Origin of the sequence: Streptococcus pseudopneumoniae (assembly GCF_001076775.1) — a bacterium.
In the GTDB taxonomy this organism is placed as follows: domain Bacteria; phylum Bacillota; class Bacilli; order Lactobacillales; family Streptococcaceae; genus Streptococcus; species Streptococcus pseudopneumoniae_G.
Genome location: NZ_JVGV01000027.1, coordinates 26830 through 46870, shown reverse-complemented (window position 1 = coordinate 46870; position 20041 = coordinate 26830). Strand labels below are relative to the sequence as shown.

Below are 20041 nucleotides of genomic sequence, written 5' to 3'. Positions count from 1 at the left end.
TCCGTCAGTTCTATCCACAACCTCAAAACAGTGTTTTGAGCAGCCTGCGGCTAGTTTCCTAGTTTGCTCTTTGATTTTCATTGAGTATAAATCCTAATTTTTTTCTTACTGTTTTAATCCCTTTATTTATGGTAAAATAAGACTATTAAGTTTAAAGAGGATTCCCTATGAAATTACAAAAACCAAAAGGAACGCAGGATATTTTACCTGCTGAATCTGCCAAGTGGCAGTACGTTGAGGGCTTTGCCCGTGAGATTTTCAAGCGCTATAACTATGCGGAAGTGCGTACGCCTATTTTTGAGCACTACGAGGTTATCAGTCGCTCTGTCGGAGACACAACCGATATCGTGACCAAGGAAATGTACGATTTCTATGACAAGGGTGACCGTCATATTACCCTCCGTCCAGAAGGAACTGCGCCAGTTGTCCGTTCTTATGTGGAAAATAAACTCTTCGCTCCAGAAGTGCAAAAGCCAAGCAAGTTCTACTATATGGGCCCTATGTTCCGCTATGAGCGTCCACAGGCAGGGCGTTTGCGCCAATTCCACCAGATTGGTGTTGAGTGTTTTGGCTCTGGCAATCCAGCTACCGATGTGGAAACCATCGCGATGGCAGCTCATTTCTTGAAAGAAATCGGCATCCAAGGTGTCAAATTGCACCTTAATACGCTTGGAAATCCTGAGAGCCGTGCGGCTTATCGTCAAGCCTTGATTGACTATTTGACACCGCTCAAGGAGACCTTGTCTAAGGATAGCCAACGTCGCTTGGAGGAAAATCCTCTCCGTGTCTTGGACTCTAAGGAGAAAGAAGACAAGGTGGCAGTGGAGAATGCACCGTCTATCTTGGATTTCCTTGATGAAGAAAGCCAAGCTCATTTTGATGCTGTGCGTCAGATGTTGGAAAATCTTGGAGTAGATTATATCATTGATACCAATATGGTGCGTGGTCTGGACTACTACAACCACACCATTTTCGAGTTTATCACTGAGATTGAGGGCAATGACTTGACAGTCTGTGCGGGTGGTCGCTACGATGGCTTGGTTGCTTACTTTGGTGGCCCTGAGACTGCTGGCTTTGGTTTTGGACTTGGTGTAGAGCGCCTGCTTCTCATTCTTGAAAAGCAAGGTGTGGCCCTCCCTATCGAAAATGCCCTAGATGTCTATATTGCGGTCTTGGGTGAAGGAGCAAATGTTAAGGCTTTGGAATTGGTACAAGCTCTTCGCCAACAAGGATTCAAAGCAGAGCGTGATTACCTCAACCGTAAGCTCAAAGCTCAGTTCAAGTCAGCCGATGTTTTTGCGGCTAAGACCCTCATCACCCTAGGAGAGAGCGAAGTCGAAAGCGGACAAGTGACAGTCAAGAACAACCAAACCCGAGAAGAAGTGCAAGTGTCACTTGATGCTATTAGCCAAAACTTCTCAGAAATCTTTGAAAAATTAGGCTTTTAATAGTAGATAAACTGGTCAGGACCTTATTCCTGACCTTTTTCTTTTGCAAAATGACAAAAATCATAAACTTTTTGACAAATATTGTTGTCAAAAAGAAAAAGATGTGTTACAATATATTCAAGTTAAGAAATAGGAACCAGAAAGGAGCTATGATGTGGATACTAGGATTTATACTATTTATGATTTTCTTTTATTCTAATGGTTCTAAAAAAATCAAGAAACTAGAGAATAAAATCAAAAAGCTTGAGCGAAAAGAGAAAGGAAACGCAGAAATGTCGAGATTATTGCAAGAAATGATTGGAAAGAAGCCAATTATAACAGGAGTGTATATTGGGCCAGATAACTGGGAAGTTGTGGATGTCGATGAGGAATGGGTCAAACTACGTAGTGTTGATAAAAAGGGGAAAGAAAAAGTCAAGTTGCAACGTATTGAGGATATCCAAACCGTTGAATTTGACGGAGAGTAGGTGTGTAATATGCAACTTAAAAATCGGTTAAAAGAGCTGCGGGCTCGCGATGGCCTCAATCAAACCGAACTAGCCAAGCTAGCAGAGGTTTCCAGACAGACCATTAGCCTATTAGAACGGGACGAATACACCCCGTCCGTTGTGATTGCCTTGAAAATATCTCAGATTTTCAACGAAACAGTCGAATCGGTATTTCGCTTGGAGGAGGACGAGTGATGAACAAGTATAAAGTGATTTATTATGTAGTTGCCATAGCTTTATTAGTCAGCGTGTTTCTACTGATTGGGATGGGCCTCGGCTGGTTTAATCCCTATCAAAGCGACCAATTTATTTGGGCCTACTTTGCCCTCATCCCAGTAGTTGACTGGATTGAAAAGAAAGCAAACAATTTAGCAAGTGAAAAAGGAGAATGAATATGAAAAAGAATAAGAAAGGTGCCTTGTTATTTTTAATGTCTGTTGTCTTGGGAGGCTTCTTGGGTGGTTTTGTAGGGATGTTTAAGGCACGTGCCGAATCCTACGAAGTTATTTTAGATGTAAAAGTCTTGATACCCTGGATATCAGCTATTTGTTTACTGATAGGTTTCATTAGCATTCTTTTGACGTTCAATTTCTTAAAGAAAAGCAGAAAATTTCATTCCTTGTATCAAGAGGAAATGGATGATGACCTGAATGAAACCTATTATGTGCAAATGTATCGGAATCTCGAGTTTGGAACCATTGCTTTTAATATTGCAAGTGTAGCGATTTTATTGGCTCTCTTCATTTCAGCAAGTGAAGTGGTTATACTAAATAGAAGCAATCTAACCTTATCTCTTTCTTTTTTGGGATTAGTATTGATTTTTAATGTTCAAAAATATTTTTATAAAACCATTGCGATTGTTCGCCAGTTTGATATGGTATTTTTCTCTATGCCAAAGGATATCTTAGGTTATGTCAATTCTTACGATGAAGGGGAGCGCCAGGCTAATTTGGAACAGAGTTTTCGGATTTTATTCCAATTACATCAGTATGTCTTGCCAGCTTTGTACTTTCTGATTGCTCTCTTTTCCTTACTGACAGGAGAGATTCAGTTACTAGCCTTCTTGCTTGTTGGAGCTATCCATATGTATATCAATGTGATGCAGTTACCTATGGTGAAACGTTATTTCAAATAAAGGAGTTTCTATGATTCGTGTTGAAAATGTAAGCAAAAGTTTTGGGAGCAAAAAAGCTCTTCACCAGATTTCTTTTGAGATTAAGGAAGGTGAAATCTTTGGTTTTCTTGGCCCTTCTGGCTCAGGTAAAACAACCATGATCAACGTCTTGACAGGTCAGTTGACTGCAGATCAAGGTAAAACAATTTTGTTAGGTAAGAATTCTCAAGATTTAACCTCCAATGATTTGGAACAAATTGGTATTGTTAGTGATGGCAGTGGTTTTTATGAAAAGATGAGTCTTTACAAAAATCTTCTCATCTATGCTAAGTTATATGGTCTCAAGTCAGATAGAGTAAATCAGGTGCTCCAACAGGTTGGATTGGCAGATGCTAAAGATATTATCGCAGAAAAACTATCTACTGGAATGAAACAACGAATGTTCTTGGCTCGTGCCCTTCTTAATGCTCCTAAGATTCTCTTTCTAGATGAGCCAACCAGTGGTTTAGACCCTACAACATCTAAGATGGTTCATACCCTACTTCAAGAATTAAAGCAGGCGGGGACAACTATCTTTCTGACCACGCATGATATGAATGAAGCAACTCTGCTTTGTGATCGCTTATCTCTTTTGAATAAGGGGAACTTAATAGAGTATGGAAGTCCGCAAGATATTATCCAGAAGTACCATGTGGATAAGAAAGTACGTGTGGTTTATAACGACGGACGAGAACAGATAGTTCCATTTGATGAATTACCACATTTAGACACGACAGATTTGATGGTGGTTCACTCTTGTGAGCCAACTTTAGAAGAAATCTTTATCAGATTGACAGGAGAAAAGTTAGATGTTTAGAAAATTAAATGCCCTACTATGGTTAAGAGTGCAAGTTCTTATCAGCAATTCAACTTTGTTGGCGACTCTATTGATGCCTTTTGGAATAGCTGTTCTATATAATGAATTCTTCAATAAGAATGGAGAATTGAGTATGTTTCTCCTCTCTTCGAGTTTGACGATGGTCTTGAGTATGGGAAGTGGTTATATGGTATCGATTATGATGGCAGAAGATAAGGAAAAGCGCAATCTTAAATCACTCATCCTAAGTGGTGTGACAGCAACAGAATATACTTTCAGTATGCTTGTTCTCCCTATTTTGATAATGTTATTTGCTATGATTGTACTGCCCATCTATCTTAAAGTAGATCTATCAAGTTACTTATTGGCCTATGTTATCTATTTAATCCTAGCAACTATTAGTATTATTTTTCTCAACCTTTTAATCGGTGCAGTGTCAGATACTCAATCTAAAGCGCAAGTCTATAGTATCTTTCCTATGTTAATCGTCTCTTTTTTACCTATAATTGCTCTTCAAAATGATACGCTTCAGAAAGTGTTGGATTACTCTTTTATTGGTCCAATTGTAAATCTTTTAAATAAAAAAGGTGGGGAAATATCTTTTTCTAATATCGGTATGTTACTTGCCTGGGTACTTGTGTTAGGAATAGCAAACCTCTTTGTATTGAAAAACAGCTATAAAGCAAGATAGGAGTTATCAATGAAATTACTTAAAAATCTTGGCTGGTTTCTTCTAGCCCTTCTATCCTTTTTCTTTGGTTATGGCTTTATTCAGGGGCTCGCGACTACGTCGCTTGCCTTAGGCGCGTCACCTTATGCTGTTACCTTACTTTATGTGGCCTTGGCTGGAGTTTATGTGTACGGCATTTATAAATGGTACCAGAAAGGCCCTGTCCATATTGAGAAGAGTGGCTTTAATCGATTTATTTGGCTCCCTGCCTTGGTTTGGTTCTTATCTCTTGTCGTTCAATTCTTCCTGCCAAATGATCCTTCAGTAAATCAACAAACAGCGATAGACTTGACCTTGTCTCAACCCCTTTTCTCATTCTTTGCGGTCGTTATTTTTGCTCCTTTGACGGAAGAGCTTATCTTTAGAGGGATGTTGGCACGCTATCTCTTTCCTAAGCAGGACAATAGTAAACAAACTCTGCTTTTCCTTCTGGTAACAAGTGTTCTATTTGCCTTGATTCATTTCCCAGGAACTTTGCAACAGTTTTTGGTTTATGCTAGTCTAGGATTGAGTTTGGGGCTGGCTTATGTAAGTCGAAAAGGTCTTCTTTACAGCATTTCTCTTCACGCTTTGAATAATTTAGTCAGCTTTTTGATGATTCTCATGCTATAATAGAGTCAGGAGGTCACATGAAACGAGTAATTTTATTAGCAGTGATTCAAGCAGTTGTTCTATTTTTCATCATTGGGGCGCTAGCTTATGCCTTCAAGGGCGATTTCTTCTACAACTATCTAGCAGTTGTCTTTGCCCCTATTGCAGGTGTCTTGCGCTTTGGGACAGCCTACACAACGGAAATTGTCTTGCCTCGAAAGGCAGCCGAAATTGCTGAAAAGCGTAAAGCAGGCAACAATTCAAAATAAAAGAGTCCGGTGAACTTCATCGGATTTTTGTATGGGCGTCGATTTTTAGAGTCTTCACTTGATTTTTAAAGACTGGCAAACTTTTCTGATGATTTTCATGAAGAGCCTGCGCTTTTATGGTAAAATAGTAACAGAATAAAAGAGGAGAGAAACAATGAAACGTAGTATGTATGCTGGTCGTGTTCGTGAGGAACACATCGGACAAGAAATGACCTTGAAAGGATGGGTTGGCCGTCGTCGTGACCTTGGTGGTTTGATCTTTATCGACCTTCGTGACCGTGAAGGAATCATGCAGTTGGTTATCAACCCTGAAAAAGTATCTGCAGAGGTTATGGCAACAGCTGAAAGCCTTCGTAGCGAATTTGTTATCGAGGTGACTGGACAGGTCGCTGCGCGTGAGCAAGCCAATGATAAGTTGCCAACTGGTGCAGTTGAGTTAAACGTGACAGCTCTGACAGTGCTTAATACAGCTAAGACAACCCCATTTGAGATTAAGGATGGGATTGAGGCCAATGACGATACACGTTTACGTTACCGTTACCTTGACCTTCGTCGTCCAGAAATGTTGGAAAATCTTAAACTTCGTGCTAAGGTGACCCACTCTATCCGCAACTACTTGGATGAGTTGGAGTTTATCGACGTGGAGACACCATTCCTTTCTAAATCAACGCCTGAAGGGGCGCGTGACTACTTGGTGCCATCTCGTGTTAATAAAGGGCATTTCTATGCTCTTCCTCAAAGTCCACAAATCACGAAACAGCTCTTGATGAATGCTGGTTTTGACCGTTACTATCAAATCGTTAAATGTTTCCGTGACGAGGACTTGCGTGGTGACCGCCAGCCTGAGTTTACCCAGGTCGACTTGGAAACATCTTTCCTTACTGAGCAAGAAATCCAAGATATCACAGAAGGATTGATTGCGCGCGTGATGAAAGAAACTAAAGGCATCGAAGTGACGCTTCCATTCCCTCGTATGAAATATGATGATGCTATGGCTCTTTACGGTTCTGACAAGCCAGATACCCGTTTTGACATGTTGCTTCAGGACTTGACAAAAGTGGTCAAAGGTGTAGACTTCAAAGTCTTTTCAGAAGCACCTGCTGTAAAAGCCATTGTGGTAAAAGGAGCTGCGGACAACTATTCACGTAAAGACATCGATAAGATGACTGAAGTAGCCAAGCAGTATGGTGCCAAAGGTCTTGCTTGGGTCAAGGTGGTTGATGGAGAATTAAACGGACCAGTTGCCAAGTTCTTGACTAGCATCCAAGCAGAATTGACAACAGCGCTTGCTCTTGAAGATAAGGACTTGGTTCTCTTTGTGGCGGATACGCTTGAAGTGGCGAACGCAACTCTTGGTGCCCTTCGTGGACGTATTGCTAAAGAGCTTGGCTTGATTGATAATTATAAATTCAACTTTCTTTGGGTAGTTGACTGGCCAATGTTTGAATGGTCTGAAGAAGAAGGTCGCTACATGAGCGCCCACCATCCATTCACACTTCCACAGGAAGAGACTGCTCACGAATTAGAAGGTGATTTGGCTAAGGTTCGTGCCATTGCTTACGATATTGTCTTGAACGGTTATGAGCTTGGTGGTGGTAGCCTTCGTATCAATCAAAAAGACCTTCAAGAACGCATGTTCAAGGCTCTTGGTTTCTCAGCTGAAGAAGCAAATGACCAGTTTGGCTTCCTTCTTGAAGCCATGGACTATGGTTTCCCACCACACGGTGGCTTGGCTATCGGGCTTGACCGATTTGTTATGTTGCTTGCTGGAGAAGAAAATATCCGTGAAGTCATTGCCTTTCCTAAGAACAATAAGGCAAGTGACCCAATGACACAAGCTCCTTCAACAGTAGCTCTCAAACAACTAGAGGAACTCAGCTTACAAGTAGAAGAAGATGAAACAAGCAAAACGAATTAAGCGGTGGCGCTATTATCTGCGCCGCTTTGCTCATCAGATAAAAATTTTACGTGTCTTACAAAGCATCTCTCGGGAAAAATATGATGAGAAGATTTCGGCTTCTCTGGTCTATGGTTTTTTATCAGCAGTAGCGGTCAATTTCTTTTTCCAACCAGGGCATGTGTATTCGAGTGGTGCGACAGGTTTGGCACAGATTATCTCTGCCTTGAGTAATCACTGGTTTGGTTTTCATATCCCGATTTCGCTGACCTTCTACGCCATTAATTTTCCTTTGATGGTCTTGGCTTGGTATCAAATTGGGCATAAGTTCACCGTCTTTACCTTTATAACGGTATCCATGAGTTCCTTCTTTATCCAGTTTGTCCCTGTGGCGACCTTGACGGAGGATCCCATTATCAATGCCCTTTTTGGGGGTGTTGTCATGGGCTTGGGGATTGGTTTTGCTCTTCGAAACAATATCTCCAGTGGTGGGACGGATATCGTCAGCCTGACTATTCGCAAGAAAACGGGTAAGAATGTTGGTAGTATTTCTTTCTTGGTAAATGGGACCATCATGCTGATAGCAGGCTTGACCTTTGGTTGGGAATACGCTCTCTACTCTATGATTACCATCTTTGTCTCTAGCCGTGTCACAGACGCTGTCTTTACCAAGCAAAAACGGATGCAGGCCATGATTGTGACCAATCATCCAGAGAAGGTAATTGAAAAAATCCATAAAAAATTGCACCGCGGTGCAACCATGATCCACGATGCAGAAGGAACCTATAATCACGAAAGAAAGGCAGTTTTAATCACTGTCATTACACGTGCAGAGTTTAATGAATTTAAACAGATTATGAAACAGGTGGATCCAAGCGCCTTTGTCTCTGTCTCGGAGAATGTTCATATTTTGGGACGGTTCGTTGAAACAGATAATTAGTGATCAAAAAAACCAGCTCGAGCTGGTTTTTATTTTTCGATAATTTTGTGGGCAATCAACTGGCGATAACAAATTTGTTTATTGCTTTTAGCATCATTGATGATCTGGAGAATAGTTTCAAAGGAAACACGACCAAGCTCCAAACTATTGATATCGACATAGGCTGCCAAGTTGAGCTTGGGATTGACTGAGTCGAAGCTGAGGACAGGGACATCCAGTTGGTGTTTTGCGATGTAATCACAGACCCCTGCAGCAAGGAGACTATCAATGGTAATAATAGCGTCAATATTTGGATCGTGTTTGAAGAGAAGTCTACTAAAGCGATAACCATTATCTTCAAGAAATTCAGTAGCAAAGTAAGTCAGATTAGTATCGAGAGGAAGTTGGTATTGTTTTAGAGCTAGCTCGTAACCTGTCAGACGGTCTTGTGTTACGAAGAGTCGCTTAGTACCTCCGATAAAGGCAATTCGCTTGCATCCTTTTTTGATGAAATATTCGGTTGCATCAAAACCAGCTTGGACATTGTCGTTATCGACAAGAGGAATAAAGGGTGAAATGGATTTTCCTAGGATGAGGAAGGGGAATTGCTCATCAGCGACCAGTTTGACCAAGGGATCTTCCTCTTCGGCATAAAGGAAAATCAAACCATCCACACGTTTACCGTAAACCATCTGTGAAATAGCTTTAAGGCGCTCTTTTTCATCTTTACCTGTCGCGATCTGAATGGCGTAGTGGTTTTCAGAGGCGACTTGGGCGATACCACGGAGGACAGATGGGAAGAAAGGATTTTGATAGAAGGCGTCTGAGTCGTCAGGAAGCACCAAGCCGATAACTTGGGTATAACTGCTTACCAAACTACGAGCGTTGAGGTTGGGGTGGTAATTGAGCTCCTTCATAGCCTTACGAACACGTTTTTTTGTTTCGTCGCTAATGGTTGATTTGTTTTGAATAACACGGGTTACGGTTGAAGGTGAAACACCAGCAGCCTTGGCCACGTCTTTAATCGTAACGGGCATAAAAATCTCCTATTTATGGTAATCTGGATCACGGAAATGCGTTTTATAAAAGATAGTGACCAGATACAGAACAAAAAGAATGTTTTGTACAGTGATGAGGTTTGACATATTTTGGCCAAAGAGTCCCAAAATAAGTGTAATCAGAGTTGGTAATCCTAAACAGTTCAAGATAAAATGGTAGCACTCTTTAAAGGTCCTAAATGAAAAGAGGCGTGATTTCTTAGTGATATAAAGGAGAAGACTCGCTCCTAGAGAGACGATAAAGAAATTCAAACCAAAGAGGAAGCTCGCACCGAGAACTAGAAAGAGACTGATATAGACACGATTCTGCTGGTACCAGTCTTTAGAAATGGCTTGGGTCAAGCTGTCTTTACTTTTGAAACTCTCAGTCTCAATCGCTCGGTAAGAGACACGGGTCAGTTCTTTACTTTCTTTGCTGATGACGAGCTCATTCGTATCGAAATGCAGTTGCAAGTCCTTAGGTAATTCCTTGCTTTGACTTGGACCGATCACAATAGAAGGCTCTTGACTAGCTGTTCCAGTATAAGTTAATTTGCCATCAACAATTGTAGCGTGTTCAGAGAGATCCTGTACAACCTTATCTGTCAATGGTTCATAGACATTATCGATAAAGGTTTCTAGCGGATAAGTCTCCTGCGAGCTGTTTTGGATGGCAATAGGTACCATAGATAAGCTGATAAGGAAGATACTGGTAAAGAGAAGTTGGAACCAGTTGAGTCCGAAACGTTTGGACAGGGGCTTACGAAATCCCCAAATACTTGAAAAATAGGAAAATGGATATGGAAGCATAGGTATCTTTCTAAAAGGTGTTTTCTATATGAGTATTATATAGAGAAATGTGCTTTATTTCAAGTCTAGGAGATAAATTGCTTGCTACAAGGATAGTTTTACAGTAACAAGTTTTAAAATGAAAAAGGGTGGCGGGGATAAATTATCCCTTGTCGCCACCACTTGTAAGTCCTGAAACAAAGTTCTTTTGTAGGAAGAAGAAGAGAATACAGATTGGAAGGGCAATGAGGATAGCACCTGCTGAGAAGTAGGCAATCTTCAAGTTTTTCACATTGCTAACGAAGGTTTGGAGACCTACGGCAACAGTAAAGTATTCTTTCTCACGAAGCAAGAAACTAGAAAGGATATAGTCTCCAAAAGGTCCCATGAAGGCCCAGAGAGCTTGTACGGCAACCATTGGGCGAACAAGTGGAAGAACAATTTGCCAGAAGCGGCGGAAGTGTCCTGCACCGTCTAGTTTTGCAGATTCGTCTAGAGACATTGGCACTGTATCGAAGTAGCCTTTCATGAGCCAAGCATTCATCGGGATACCACCACCAACGTAGAGGAAGATGAGGAACCAGCTGTGGTTAAGGGCGTTCAACATAAGTGCCATAACGAAGAAGGCTGTCAAAGCGGCCATGGTTGGCACCATTTGGATAATCAAGAAGAAGACCAAACTTTGTTTACGAGCCAAGAAGTTGTAACGGCTGTAAGCATAACCAGCAAGTACGATAATACTTGTTTGAACAGCCATAGTAATTAAGGCGATAATCAAAGTGTTGAGATACCAAGTACCGTATAGGGTTTCAGTAAAGAGGCCTTTAAAGTTATCAAAATTGAGGTCGATATTAGTATCTAGTTTAAAGGCTGAGACGTTACCTGCTTTAAAGGCTGACATGATGGTAATCAAAAGTGGATAGATAATCACGATTGATAGGCCAATTAAGTAGAGGTAAGTAAGGGTTTGAGTCAGTCTACGTTTGAGTTTAATTGAGTTATTCATCTTAGACGTCCTCCATATCAAATGCGTGTAGTTTCTTGAATGCGATCATAGAGATTGAGATGACAATGATAGAGATAATCAAGGTAACAGCTGCCGCCATTGAGTATCGAGGAGATGTACCTGTTGTCAAACGGTAGATCCATGAGATCAAGATATCGGTTGAACCAGCTCCCCCTCCGACACTACCAGGACCTCCACCATTGAAGAGGTACATGATAGAGAAGTTGTTAAAGTTGAAGGTGTATTGGCTAATCAAAGTAGGTGCAGCAACAGCCAAGATCATTGGGAAAGTGATGTTGCGGAATTTTTGCCAAGCATTAGCACCGTCAATATAAGCTGCTTCGTAAAGGTCGTTAGGAATAGATTGCAAGATACCCAAGGTCAAAACGTAGATATATGGGAATCCAAGCCAACCTTGCATCATAATCAAGGCAATCTTAGTCCAAGTTGGGTCTGTTTTCCAAGGAATAAGAGCACCATCAAGGAAAGGAAGGAATTTAGCCAAGATTGGCAATACTTGAGTGTTGATAGCACCAACACTATCGTTAAACATGTTTGAGAATGTCAGGATAGTGATGAAGGCTGGGACAGCCCAAGGAAGAAGGAAAATAACACCGAAGATACGTTTTCCTTTGATAAATGGTTGGTTAGCAATGATAGCTGTGAAGATACCAATGACGATCTGTAAAGTTGAGGCAGATAAAGCCCAGATGATAGTCCAAGAAAGGACGGCACCAAAGGCAGAACGGAAGGTACTCAAGCTCCAAATGTTTGTAAAGTTGGTCAAACCAACCCAGTCCAACAATTTGTTTGGTGGCAAGTGTTGGAAGTCGTAGTTGGTAAAGGCGATCATCAAGGTTACGATAACTGGGAAGATAATCGCAAAAGTCATGGCAATGTAAGATGGAATGATTAAGAGGTAAGGGAAGCCATTTTCATAGATTCCTTTGACCATTTCTTTAAAGGTAAGTGCTACTGGTATGCCATTGTTAATGTGTTTGGCAGTTGTATGTGCGTCTTTGATATTTGCGAAATAAAAGAGTACATAAACAACTACAAAGATTAAATGGAAGGCACCACGAATCAGCATAAAGAGGGAATTATCACGACCTGGTTTGTCACCAAGAGTGATGAGATTGCTCAATTCAGGGGCTGCAAGTGCTAGGAAGTAAAGGACGAATACGATGGTTACACCAAGGAAGATAAAACCTTTGGCTTTTTGTTTATTGTAAATCTGTCCTAACCCAGGAATGATAGACAGCAGAGCTGCTTTACTAGGTTGTTGCTTTTCCATAATAACTCCTTTCATAGGATACTGGTTTCTAATTAAAACCTAAACTATATATGTTTTTGATTGATAAATTCAAAGGGGGATTTGATTTCCACCCCCCTTGAACAAATTTTTTATTCACCAAATTTTTGTTTGATTGTTTCTTTGATCAATGTTACAGCGTCGTTAGCAGCTGTTTTCGCATCTTTCTTACCACTTACAGCATCAAAGAGCATAGTTTTCGCTGGATCCCAAACTGCAGACATTTGAGAAATGTTTGGCATTGGTTGAGCGTTCTTGAACTGTTTGATAACAGCTGTTGTCAACTCATCATTTTTACCTTCAGCATATGTACGAGCTTCAGTGTTAGCTGGGATTTCGTTAGTTGTATCGTAGAAGGCTTTTTGTTCTTCAGTTGAAACAAGGAAGTCTACAAATTTTTGAGCGCCTTCAAGGTTCTTAGTGCTTGATGGGATGATCCAAGCTTTACCACCACCGAATGCAGCATATTCTTTTCCATTTGGAAGAGTTGGGATAGTTGCAACACCGTAGTTTACTTTAGCATCTTTAAAGGCTTGAGCTTTCCAAGGTCCGTCGATGATAGCAGCTGTTTTACCTTCTTGGAATTGAGTTTGGATTAAGTTGCCAGCACCTTCAGTATCTTGCATACCTTTAGGCCATTTTTCATACCAAGATTTAGCGTAGTTGATACCTGCGATAGAACCGTCGTTTGCAAGACCGATATCTTTGGCGTCTTTACCGTTTTGTCCGAATACGTAAGCACCGTTACCAGCAAGAAGTCCATATGCATAGTAGAAGTTTGTCCAGTCAGCTAGGAAAGCAGAAGTTTTTCCATCTTCTCCAGCGAAGGCATATTTGCTATCTTTAGCAAGGTTTTCTAAGTCAGCAAAAGTTTTTGGAGCTTCTTTTACCAAGTCTTTGTTGTAGTACATAACAAGTGACTCGATAACAGCAGGAGCACCGTAAACTTTACCATCAGCAGCTGTTACAAGAGATTTAGTTTTATCATCTGTTTTAGCGCCGTCGCTCAATTTAACTTCTGAAAGTTGTCCGTCAGTACCAAGGCTACCTACACGGTCGTATGGAGCCATCATAACGTCAGCAGCTTGACCTGATTGGTTGTCAAGAGAAAGTTTGTCAAGCCCACCCATTTGGTCTCCTGTTTTGATGGTAACTTTTACGCCAGCTTCTTTTTCGTAAGCTTTTGCAGCTGATTCAGCAAAGGCTTTATATTGGTCTTCAACGTAGAAAGTGAGTTCTTTGGCTTCAGATGAACCAGAATCAGCAGGCTTATCAGCAGTTTTGCTTCCGCAAGCTACCAAAAGCAAGCTAGCAAGTGTAGCAGTTCCAAGCACAGCAGCGCTCTTCATGAATTTAGATGACATAGTGTATTCCTCCTAAAGAATAACAAATTTTATAATGAGGAAACGCAAACGTTTTCCTTTATGGGACTAGTATAACACAATCAGAAAGCGGTTGCAAGTGTTTTTTGTAAAAATTTTTAAAAAAATTGTAAAAAAAGTAAACGCTTCATCATCATATAATAGTAGAAAATCCCAAAAATTGGTTTTGTTTTAAATTTAAAAAAAGTTGAGAAAACGATTGCCTAATTTACAAATGGAAAGCAGAGAGGATTCTCACTTTATTTTTGCTTAATAAGGTAAGTGAAACCCTTATTCCTATTTTGTTTGTTTCCTGAAAGGATATATATACAAGTAAGAAGAAAAAATTTAAAAAAATAATCAAAAAAGTTATTTAAAACCGCTTGCATTTATCAAGAAAATGAGTTATACTAGTAATAGCGCAAACGTTTGCGTTCATAAAAATGTAATATCTAACTATAAACACATGAGGTGCTTATTATGAAAAAACGTCAAAGTGGTGTGTTGATGCACATTTCTTCTCTTCCAGGGGCATACGGAATCGGATCATTTGGTAAAAGTGCTTACGACTTCGTTGATTTCTTGGTTCGCACAAAACAACGTTACTGGCAAATCCTTCCACTAGGAACAACTAGTTACGGAGACTCTCCTTACCAATCTTTCTCAGCCTTCGCAGGGAACACTCATTTTATCGATTTAGATATCTTGGTGAAACAAGGCTTGTTGCAAGCAAGTGACCTTGAAGGAGTTGACTTTGGTAGTGATGCTTCTGAAGTTGATTATGCGAAAATCTACTATGCACGTCGTCCTCTTTTAGAAAAAGCGGTAAAACGTTTCTTGGAAGTAGGAGATGTTAAAGATTTTGAGAAATTCGCTCAAGACAACCAATCATGGCTTGAACTCTTTGCAGAGTATATGGCTATCAAAGAGCATTTTGACAATCTTGCTTGGACTGAATGGCCAGATGCAGATGCTCGTGCTCGTAAAGCTTCAGCACTTGAAAGCTACCGTGAGCAATTGGCAGACAAGTTGGTTTACCACCGTGTGACTCAATACTTCTTCTTCCAACAATGGTTGAAATTGAAAGCTTACGCTAACGACAACCACATCGAAATCGTTGGAGACATGCCAATCTACGTAGCGGAAGATTCAAGCGATATGTGGGCAAATCCACATCTCTTCAAGACAGATGTCAACGGTAAGGCGACTTGCATCGCAGGATGCCCACCAGATGAATTTTCTGCAACTGGTCAGCTTTGGGGTAACCCAATCTATGACTGGGAAGCAATGGACAAAGACGGCTACAAATGGTGGATTGAACGCTTGCGTGAAAGCTTCAAAATCTACGATATCGTTCGTATCGACCACTTCCGCGGCTTCGAATCTTACTGGGAAATCCCTGCTGGTTCCGATACAGCAGCACCTGGTGAGTGGGTGAAAGGTCCTGGCTACAAGCTTTTTGCAGCCGTTAAGGAAGAACTTGGTGAGTTAAACATCATCGCAGAAGACCTTGGTTTCATGACAGACGAAGTTATCGAATTGCGTGAACGTACTGGCTTCCCAGGAATGAAGATTCTTCAATTTGCATTCAACCCAGAAGACGAAAGCATCGATAGCCCACACTTGGCACCTGCTAACTCAGTTATGTACACAGGAACACACGATAACAATACGGTACTTGGTTGGTACCGTAACGAGATCGATGATGCGACTCGTGAATACATGGCTCGCTACACTAACCGTAAAGAATACGAAACAGTGCCACATGCTATGCTTCGTACAGTCTTTTCATCAGTTAGCTTCATGGCAATTGCAACTATGCAAGATTTGCTAGAATTGGATGAGGCAGCTCGTATGAACTTCCCATCTACCCTTGGTGGAAACTGGTCTTGGCGTATGACTGAAGATCAATTGACACCAGCTGTCGAGGAAGGCTTGCTTGACTTGACAACAATCTATCGCCGAATCAATGAAAATTTGGTAGAATTAAAGAAATAATACAATATCAGGAGACACCTTAAACATGTTATCACTACAAGAATTTGTACAAAATCGTTACAATAAAACCATTGCAGAATGTAGCAATGAAGAGCTTTACCTGGCTCTTCTTAACTACAGCAAGCTTGCAAGTAGCAAAAAACCAGTTAACACTGGTAAGAAAAAAGTTTACTACATCTCAGCTGAGTTCTTGATTGGTAAACTTTTGTCAAACAACTTGATCAACCTTGGTCTTTACGACGATGTCAAAAAAGAACTTGCAGCTGCAGGTAAAGATTTGATCGAAGTTGAAGAAGTTGAATTGGAACCATCTCTTGGTAATGGTGGTTTGGGACGTTTGGCTGCCTGCTTTATCGACTCAATTGCTACTCTTGGTTTGAACGGTGACGGTGTTGGTCTTAACTACCACTACGGTCTTTTCCAACAAGTTCTTAAAAATAATCAACAAGAAACAATTCCAAATGCATGGTTGACAGAGCAAAACTGGTTGGTTCGTTCAAGCCGTAGCTACCAAGTGCCATTTGCTCACTTCACATTGACATCAACTCTTTACGATATCGATGTACCTGGTTACAAGACAGAAACTAAGAACCGCTTGCGTTTGTTTGACTTGGATTCAGTTGATTCTTCTATCATCGAAGATGGTATCAACTTTGACAAGACGGACATCGCTCGCAACTTGACTCTTTTCCTTTACCCAGATGATAGTGACCGTCAAGGTGAATTGCTCCGTATCTTCCAACAATATTTCATGGTTTCAAACGGTGCGCAATTGATCATCGACGAAGCAATCGAAAAAGGAAGCAACTTGCATGACCTTGCTGATTACGCAGTTGTACAAATCAACGATACTCACCCATCAATGGTCATCCCTGAATTGATCCGTCTTTTGACTGCTCGTGGTATCGATCTTGATGAAGCAATCTCAATCGTTCGTAGCATGACTGCCTACACTAACCACACAATCCTTGCTGAAGCCCTTGAAAAATGGCCTCTTGAATTCTTGCAAGAAGTGGTTCCTCACTTGGTACCAATCATCGAAGAATTGGACCGTCGTGTGAAAGCAGAAGTGAAAGATCCAGCTGTTCAAATTATTGACGAGAGTGGACGTGTTCACATGGCTCACATGGATATCCACTACGGATACAGTGTTAACGGAGTAGCAGCACTTCACACTGAAATCTTGAAGAACTCTGAGTTGAAAGCTTTCTACGACCTTTACCCAGAAAAATTCAACAACAAAACAAACGGTATCACTTTCCGTCGTTGGCTCATGCATGCTAACCCAAGCTTGTCTCACTACTTGGATGAGATTCTTGGAGAAGGTTGGCACCATGAAGCAGATGAGCTTGAAAAACTCTTGTCTTATGAAGACAAAGCAGCTGTCAAAGAAAAATTGGAAAGCATCAAGGCTCACAACAAACGTAAATTGGCTCGTCACTTGAAAGAACACCAAGGTGTGGAAATCAATCCAAACTCTATCTTTGATATCCAAATCAAACGTCTTCACGAGTACAAACGCCAACAAATGAACGCTTTGTACGTAATCCACAAATATCTTGACATCAAAGCTGGGAACATCCCTGCTCGCCCAATCACAATCTTCTTTGGTGGTAAAGCAGCTCCAGCCTACACAATTGCTCAAGACATCATCCACTTGATCCTTTGCATGTCAGAAGTTATTGCTAACGATCCAGCAGTAGCTCCACACCTGCAAGTAGTTATGGTTGAAAACTACAACGTTACTGCAGCAAGCTTCCTTATCCCAGCATGTGATATCTCAGAACAAATCTCACTTGCTTCTAAAGAAGCTTCAGGTACTGGTAACATGAAATTCATGTTGAACGGAGCTTTGACACTTGGTACTATGGACGGTGCTAACGTGGAAATCGCTGAGTTGGTTGGCGACGAAAACATCTACATCTTTGGTGAAGATTCAGAAACTGTTATCGACCTTTACGCAAAAGCAGCTTACAAATCAAGCGAATTCTACGCCCGTAAAGCTATCAAACCATTGGTTGACTTCATCGTTAGCGATGCAGTTCTTGCAGCTGGAAACAAAGAGCGCTTGGAACGTCTTTACAAGGAATTGATCAACAAAGACTGGTTCATGACTCTTCTTGACTTGGAAGACTACATCAAAGTCAAAGAGCAAATGTTGGCTGACTACGAAGACCGTGACGCATGGTTGGATAAAGTTATCGTTAACATTTCTAAAGCAGGATTCTTCTCATCTGACCGTACAATCGCTCAGTATAACGAAGATATCTGGCACTTGAATTAATACTCTTCGAAAATCTCTTCAAACCACGTCAGCGTTGCCTTGCCGTACTCAAGTACAGCCTGCGGCTAGCTTCCTAGTTTGCTCTTTGATTTTCATTGAGTATAAGATACAAGATTTAGACTAATACACTTTCCTATAAAGCGAATTTCGATTGAAATTCGCTTTTTTGAATGCTATGGATTTGAGCCAATCTTGTCTTAAAAAGAGAGAAATCATAGACACATTGAACGTTTAAAAAGTTGGTTTTACTGTCTTTCAACCTCATGCTTCTTCGTAGTTGATTACCTCATATCTCTTGTATTCACTTACACAAAGTATTATAATATGATTGTAGGAAAGAAGGTGTTCTTATGTGGAAAAAATATTTTTCAAAATATAAATGGACTGATTTATTTTGGATTTTATTTGTTATTTTAACATGCCTCTTGGCGGGTAATAGTAATCTTTACCCCCTTACCCATCAAGAAATCTCTTATCATGGGTGCTTATCGGGAATTACACTTGCCTTATTTCACTTGCTATTTATTGATAAGTTTTTTATTTCGAATCGAAAATAAATGGAGAAGCTAAAAGCTTTAAATGTTTTAGACTTTTGGGATAGATAGTTTAAAAATTGAAATTTAAAACCGCAGATCTTCTTGAAATGCGGTTTTTTGTGTCAATTATAGTTCTCTCCCAACCAAAATCTCTGCTTCAATGGTAATCTCTGTCAGTTGGCTCCAGTCAATCTTGCTCTGGTCGATGTGAAAGAGGAGAGGAGTCATACTGAGTAGGGCTTGGAGCTGCTTTGCTGTGATAGACTGGGTTAGTGAGGCAGTTTGACTAGATAGGATGGTAAAGTGATCTTGGAAATGATTTTTGATATCTTGGTTGGAATAGTCCTTGTTTGTCAGCTGGTCTTGTACCTTCTGACGGATTTCCTTGAGGTGATTTTTAGTTGGAATAACCTTTATCAAGATACCGTCTTTGGATAAAACGCGACGAAATTCTCCGTAATTGGCAGGGGAAAAGATATCAAGTAAGATATCCATGCTGGCGTCTTTTATAGGAAGACGAGCTAAGTCACCAACGAACCAATTGACTGCCCAGTTGGGTTCGCTCTTGGCAGCGATTTGGACAGAATCTTTGGAGATGTCGAAGGCATAGAAGGTTTTGTCAGGATGACTTTCTTGAAGTTTGCGAGAATAGAATCCTTCGCCACAACCGATATCTAAAATTGTTTTGGCATTTTTTGAGTTTGAAAGTAAATCAGAGATGACCTCTAGAATAGCCTGATAAAAGCCGGCTTCTAGGATTTGTTGACGGTTTTGAAAATTTTCCTTGTCGTAGTTGGCAGATTGCTTGATTTGAGGTGCCAGATTGACATAGCCAAATTTTGCTAAGTCGAAAGAATGACGATTGCAGCATTTGAGACTAGTCTCTAGCAGAGTCAGATTTTCTTGACAGATGGGACAGGCAAAGGCAGTAGCAGAAGCAAAACGTTGAAGTTTGGGTTTGAGATTTGTATTCATAGTTTAAGTGTATCAAAAGAGGCAAATGAAAGCAACTTTAGGAATAAGTAGATGGGAGATTCAGTAGAAATAAAACTAATTCTCCAATTTATAGAATAAAATTGCTTTTATATCTAAATTTCTATATAATAATGATAAGGAGGAAATAAGTATGTTAAAAGAAGTATTAACCGTTGCAAAAGTTGCGAAAAAATCATCACTCTTTTTGGGTGGTGTCGCATTTGGTACCCTTGGCTTGAAAATCTTAGCAAGTAAGGAAGCTAAAAAAGGTTATTCTAAAGCTTTGGCTAAGGCTTACAAGTTGAAAGACGGGCTAGATGCATCTGTTTCTGTTGTGAAACAACATGGAGACGATGTCTTGCAAGATGCCAAATATTTGTACGAGCAAGAGAAAAAAGAAGAGCAATTAGATAGCCTTATAGGAGAATAAT

Annotated in this window: 21 protein-coding genes; 15 read left to right on the top strand and 6 right to left on the bottom strand. The window is 40.5% G+C overall.

Annotation, left to right across the window (positions count from 1 at the left end; translation table 11 throughout):
- The first annotated feature begins 167 nt into the window (after positions 1-167).
- The 11 genes from hisS to ADJ60_RS08120 all read left to right on the top strand — a co-directional run bounded on the left by hisS (position 168) and on the right by ADJ60_RS08120 (position 8333).
- The gene (gene hisS, locus ADJ60_RS08170; protein WP_049544532.1) at positions 168-1448 is read left to right on the top strand and encodes a histidine--tRNA ligase; all 1281 of its coding nucleotides are present in this window, start codon (positions 168-170) and stop codon (positions 1446-1448) included.
- Positions 1448-1915: a hypothetical protein gene (locus ADJ60_RS08165; protein WP_080983372.1), complete on the top strand. Its 468-nt coding sequence runs from the start codon at positions 1448-1450 to the stop codon at positions 1913-1915. The genes hisS and ADJ60_RS08165 overlap by 1 nt, the downstream gene beginning before the upstream one ends.
- A gap of 9 nt (positions 1916-1924) precedes the next feature.
- Complete coding sequence (locus ADJ60_RS08160; RefSeq protein WP_001176233.1) at positions 1925-2131, top strand: helix-turn-helix transcriptional regulator; 207 nt, start codon at positions 1925-1927, stop codon at positions 2129-2131.
- Positions 2131-2328, top strand: a complete 198-nt coding sequence (locus ADJ60_RS08155) for a hypothetical protein (protein ID WP_049544531.1) — start codon at positions 2131-2133, stop codon at positions 2326-2328. Before ADJ60_RS08160 ends, ADJ60_RS08155 begins: the two co-directional genes overlap by 1 nt.
- 2 nt (positions 2329-2330) lie before the next feature.
- Positions 2331-3071, top strand: a complete 741-nt coding sequence (locus ADJ60_RS08150) for a DUF3169 family protein (protein ID WP_049544530.1) — start codon at positions 2331-2333, stop codon at positions 3069-3071.
- Positions 3072-3081: 10 nt separating this feature from the next.
- Positions 3082-3906, top strand: a complete 825-nt coding sequence (locus ADJ60_RS08145; RefSeq protein WP_045610927.1) for an ABC transporter ATP-binding protein — start codon at positions 3082-3084, stop codon at positions 3904-3906.
- The gene (locus ADJ60_RS08140; protein ID WP_045610929.1) at positions 3899-4597 is read left to right on the top strand and encodes an ABC transporter permease; all 699 of its coding nucleotides are present in this window, start codon (positions 3899-3901) and stop codon (positions 4595-4597) included. Before ADJ60_RS08145 ends, ADJ60_RS08140 begins: the two co-directional genes overlap by 8 nt.
- A 9-nt stretch (positions 4598-4606) precedes the next feature.
- A complete protein-coding gene (locus ADJ60_RS08135) occupies positions 4607-5248 on the top strand; it encodes a CPBP family intramembrane glutamic endopeptidase (RefSeq protein WP_045610930.1) in 642 nt (213 codons plus the stop codon).
- A 17-nt stretch (positions 5249-5265) separates the two neighbouring features.
- Positions 5266-5496: a hypothetical protein gene (locus tag ADJ60_RS08130; protein WP_000832185.1), complete on the top strand. Its 231-nt coding sequence runs from the start codon at positions 5266-5268 to the stop codon at positions 5494-5496.
- A 154-nt stretch (positions 5497-5650) separates the two neighbouring features.
- Complete coding sequence (gene aspS, locus ADJ60_RS08125) at positions 5651-7414, top strand: aspartate--tRNA ligase (RefSeq protein ID WP_049544529.1); 1764 nt, start codon at positions 5651-5653, stop codon at positions 7412-7414.
- Positions 7392-8333: a YitT family protein gene (locus ADJ60_RS08120; protein WP_024057518.1), complete on the top strand. Its 942-nt coding sequence runs from the start codon at positions 7392-7394 to the stop codon at positions 8331-8333. The genes aspS and ADJ60_RS08120 overlap by 23 nt, the downstream gene beginning before the upstream one ends.
- A 29-nt stretch (positions 8334-8362) precedes the next feature.
- Here the strand turns inward: ADJ60_RS08120 and ADJ60_RS08115 are convergent, their stop codons facing one another.
- From ADJ60_RS08115 to ADJ60_RS08095, 5 genes are all read right to left on the bottom strand, one after another.
- The gene (locus tag ADJ60_RS08115) at positions 8363-9349 is read right to left on the bottom strand and encodes a LacI family DNA-binding transcriptional regulator (RefSeq protein WP_049544528.1); all 987 of its coding nucleotides are present in this window, start codon (positions 9347-9349) and stop codon (positions 8363-8365) included.
- 9 nt (positions 9350-9358) lie between these two features.
- Entirely contained in the window at positions 9359-10159 is an 801-nt protein-coding gene (locus ADJ60_RS08110; protein ID WP_020903392.1) for a DUF1189 domain-containing protein, read from the bottom strand.
- A 142-nt stretch (positions 10160-10301) separates the two neighbouring features.
- Positions 10302-11144: a sugar ABC transporter permease gene (locus tag ADJ60_RS08105; protein WP_001065647.1), complete on the bottom strand. Its 843-nt coding sequence runs from the start codon at positions 11142-11144 to the stop codon at positions 10302-10304.
- A gap of 1 nt (position 11145) precedes the next feature.
- Positions 11146-12438, bottom strand: coding sequence for a sugar ABC transporter permease (locus ADJ60_RS08100; protein ID WP_049544527.1), 1293 nt, complete (start codon positions 12436-12438; stop codon positions 11146-11148).
- Between the two features lie 110 nt (positions 12439-12548).
- On the bottom strand, positions 12549-13820 hold the full coding sequence (locus tag ADJ60_RS08095) for an extracellular solute-binding protein (protein ID WP_023947615.1): 1272 nt from the start codon (positions 13818-13820) through the stop codon (positions 12549-12551).
- 477 nt (positions 13821-14297) lie between these two features.
- On the opposite strand from ADJ60_RS08095, the gene malQ reads away from it, so the two are divergent.
- The 3 genes from malQ (at position 14298) to ADJ60_RS11755 (ending at position 18656) form a co-directional block, all read left to right on the top strand.
- On the top strand, positions 14298-15815 hold the full coding sequence (gene malQ, locus ADJ60_RS08090) for a 4-alpha-glucanotransferase (RefSeq protein ID WP_049544526.1): 1518 nt from the start codon (positions 14298-14300) through the stop codon (positions 15813-15815).
- Positions 15816-15840: 25 nt separating this feature from the next.
- Complete coding sequence (glgP, locus tag ADJ60_RS08085) at positions 15841-18099, top strand: glycogen/starch/alpha-glucan family phosphorylase (RefSeq protein WP_049544525.1); 2259 nt, start codon at positions 15841-15843, stop codon at positions 18097-18099.
- 350 nt (positions 18100-18449) lie between these two features.
- Entirely contained in the window at positions 18450-18656 is a 207-nt protein-coding gene (locus tag ADJ60_RS11755) for a hypothetical protein (RefSeq protein WP_000265676.1), read from the top strand.
- 105 nt (positions 18657-18761) lie between these two features.
- Here ADJ60_RS11755 and ADJ60_RS08075 read toward each other — a convergent pair whose 3' ends face one another.
- Positions 18762-19610: a putative RNA methyltransferase gene (locus tag ADJ60_RS08075; RefSeq protein ID WP_049544524.1), complete on the bottom strand. Its 849-nt coding sequence runs from the start codon at positions 19608-19610 to the stop codon at positions 18762-18764.
- Between the two features lie 151 nt (positions 19611-19761).
- On the opposite strand from ADJ60_RS08075, the gene ADJ60_RS08070 reads away from it, so the two are divergent.
- The gene (locus ADJ60_RS08070) at positions 19762-20040 is read left to right on the top strand and encodes a DUF6110 family protein (protein ID WP_000910910.1); all 279 of its coding nucleotides are present in this window, start codon (positions 19762-19764) and stop codon (positions 20038-20040) included.
- Position 20041 lies beyond the last annotated feature (1 nt).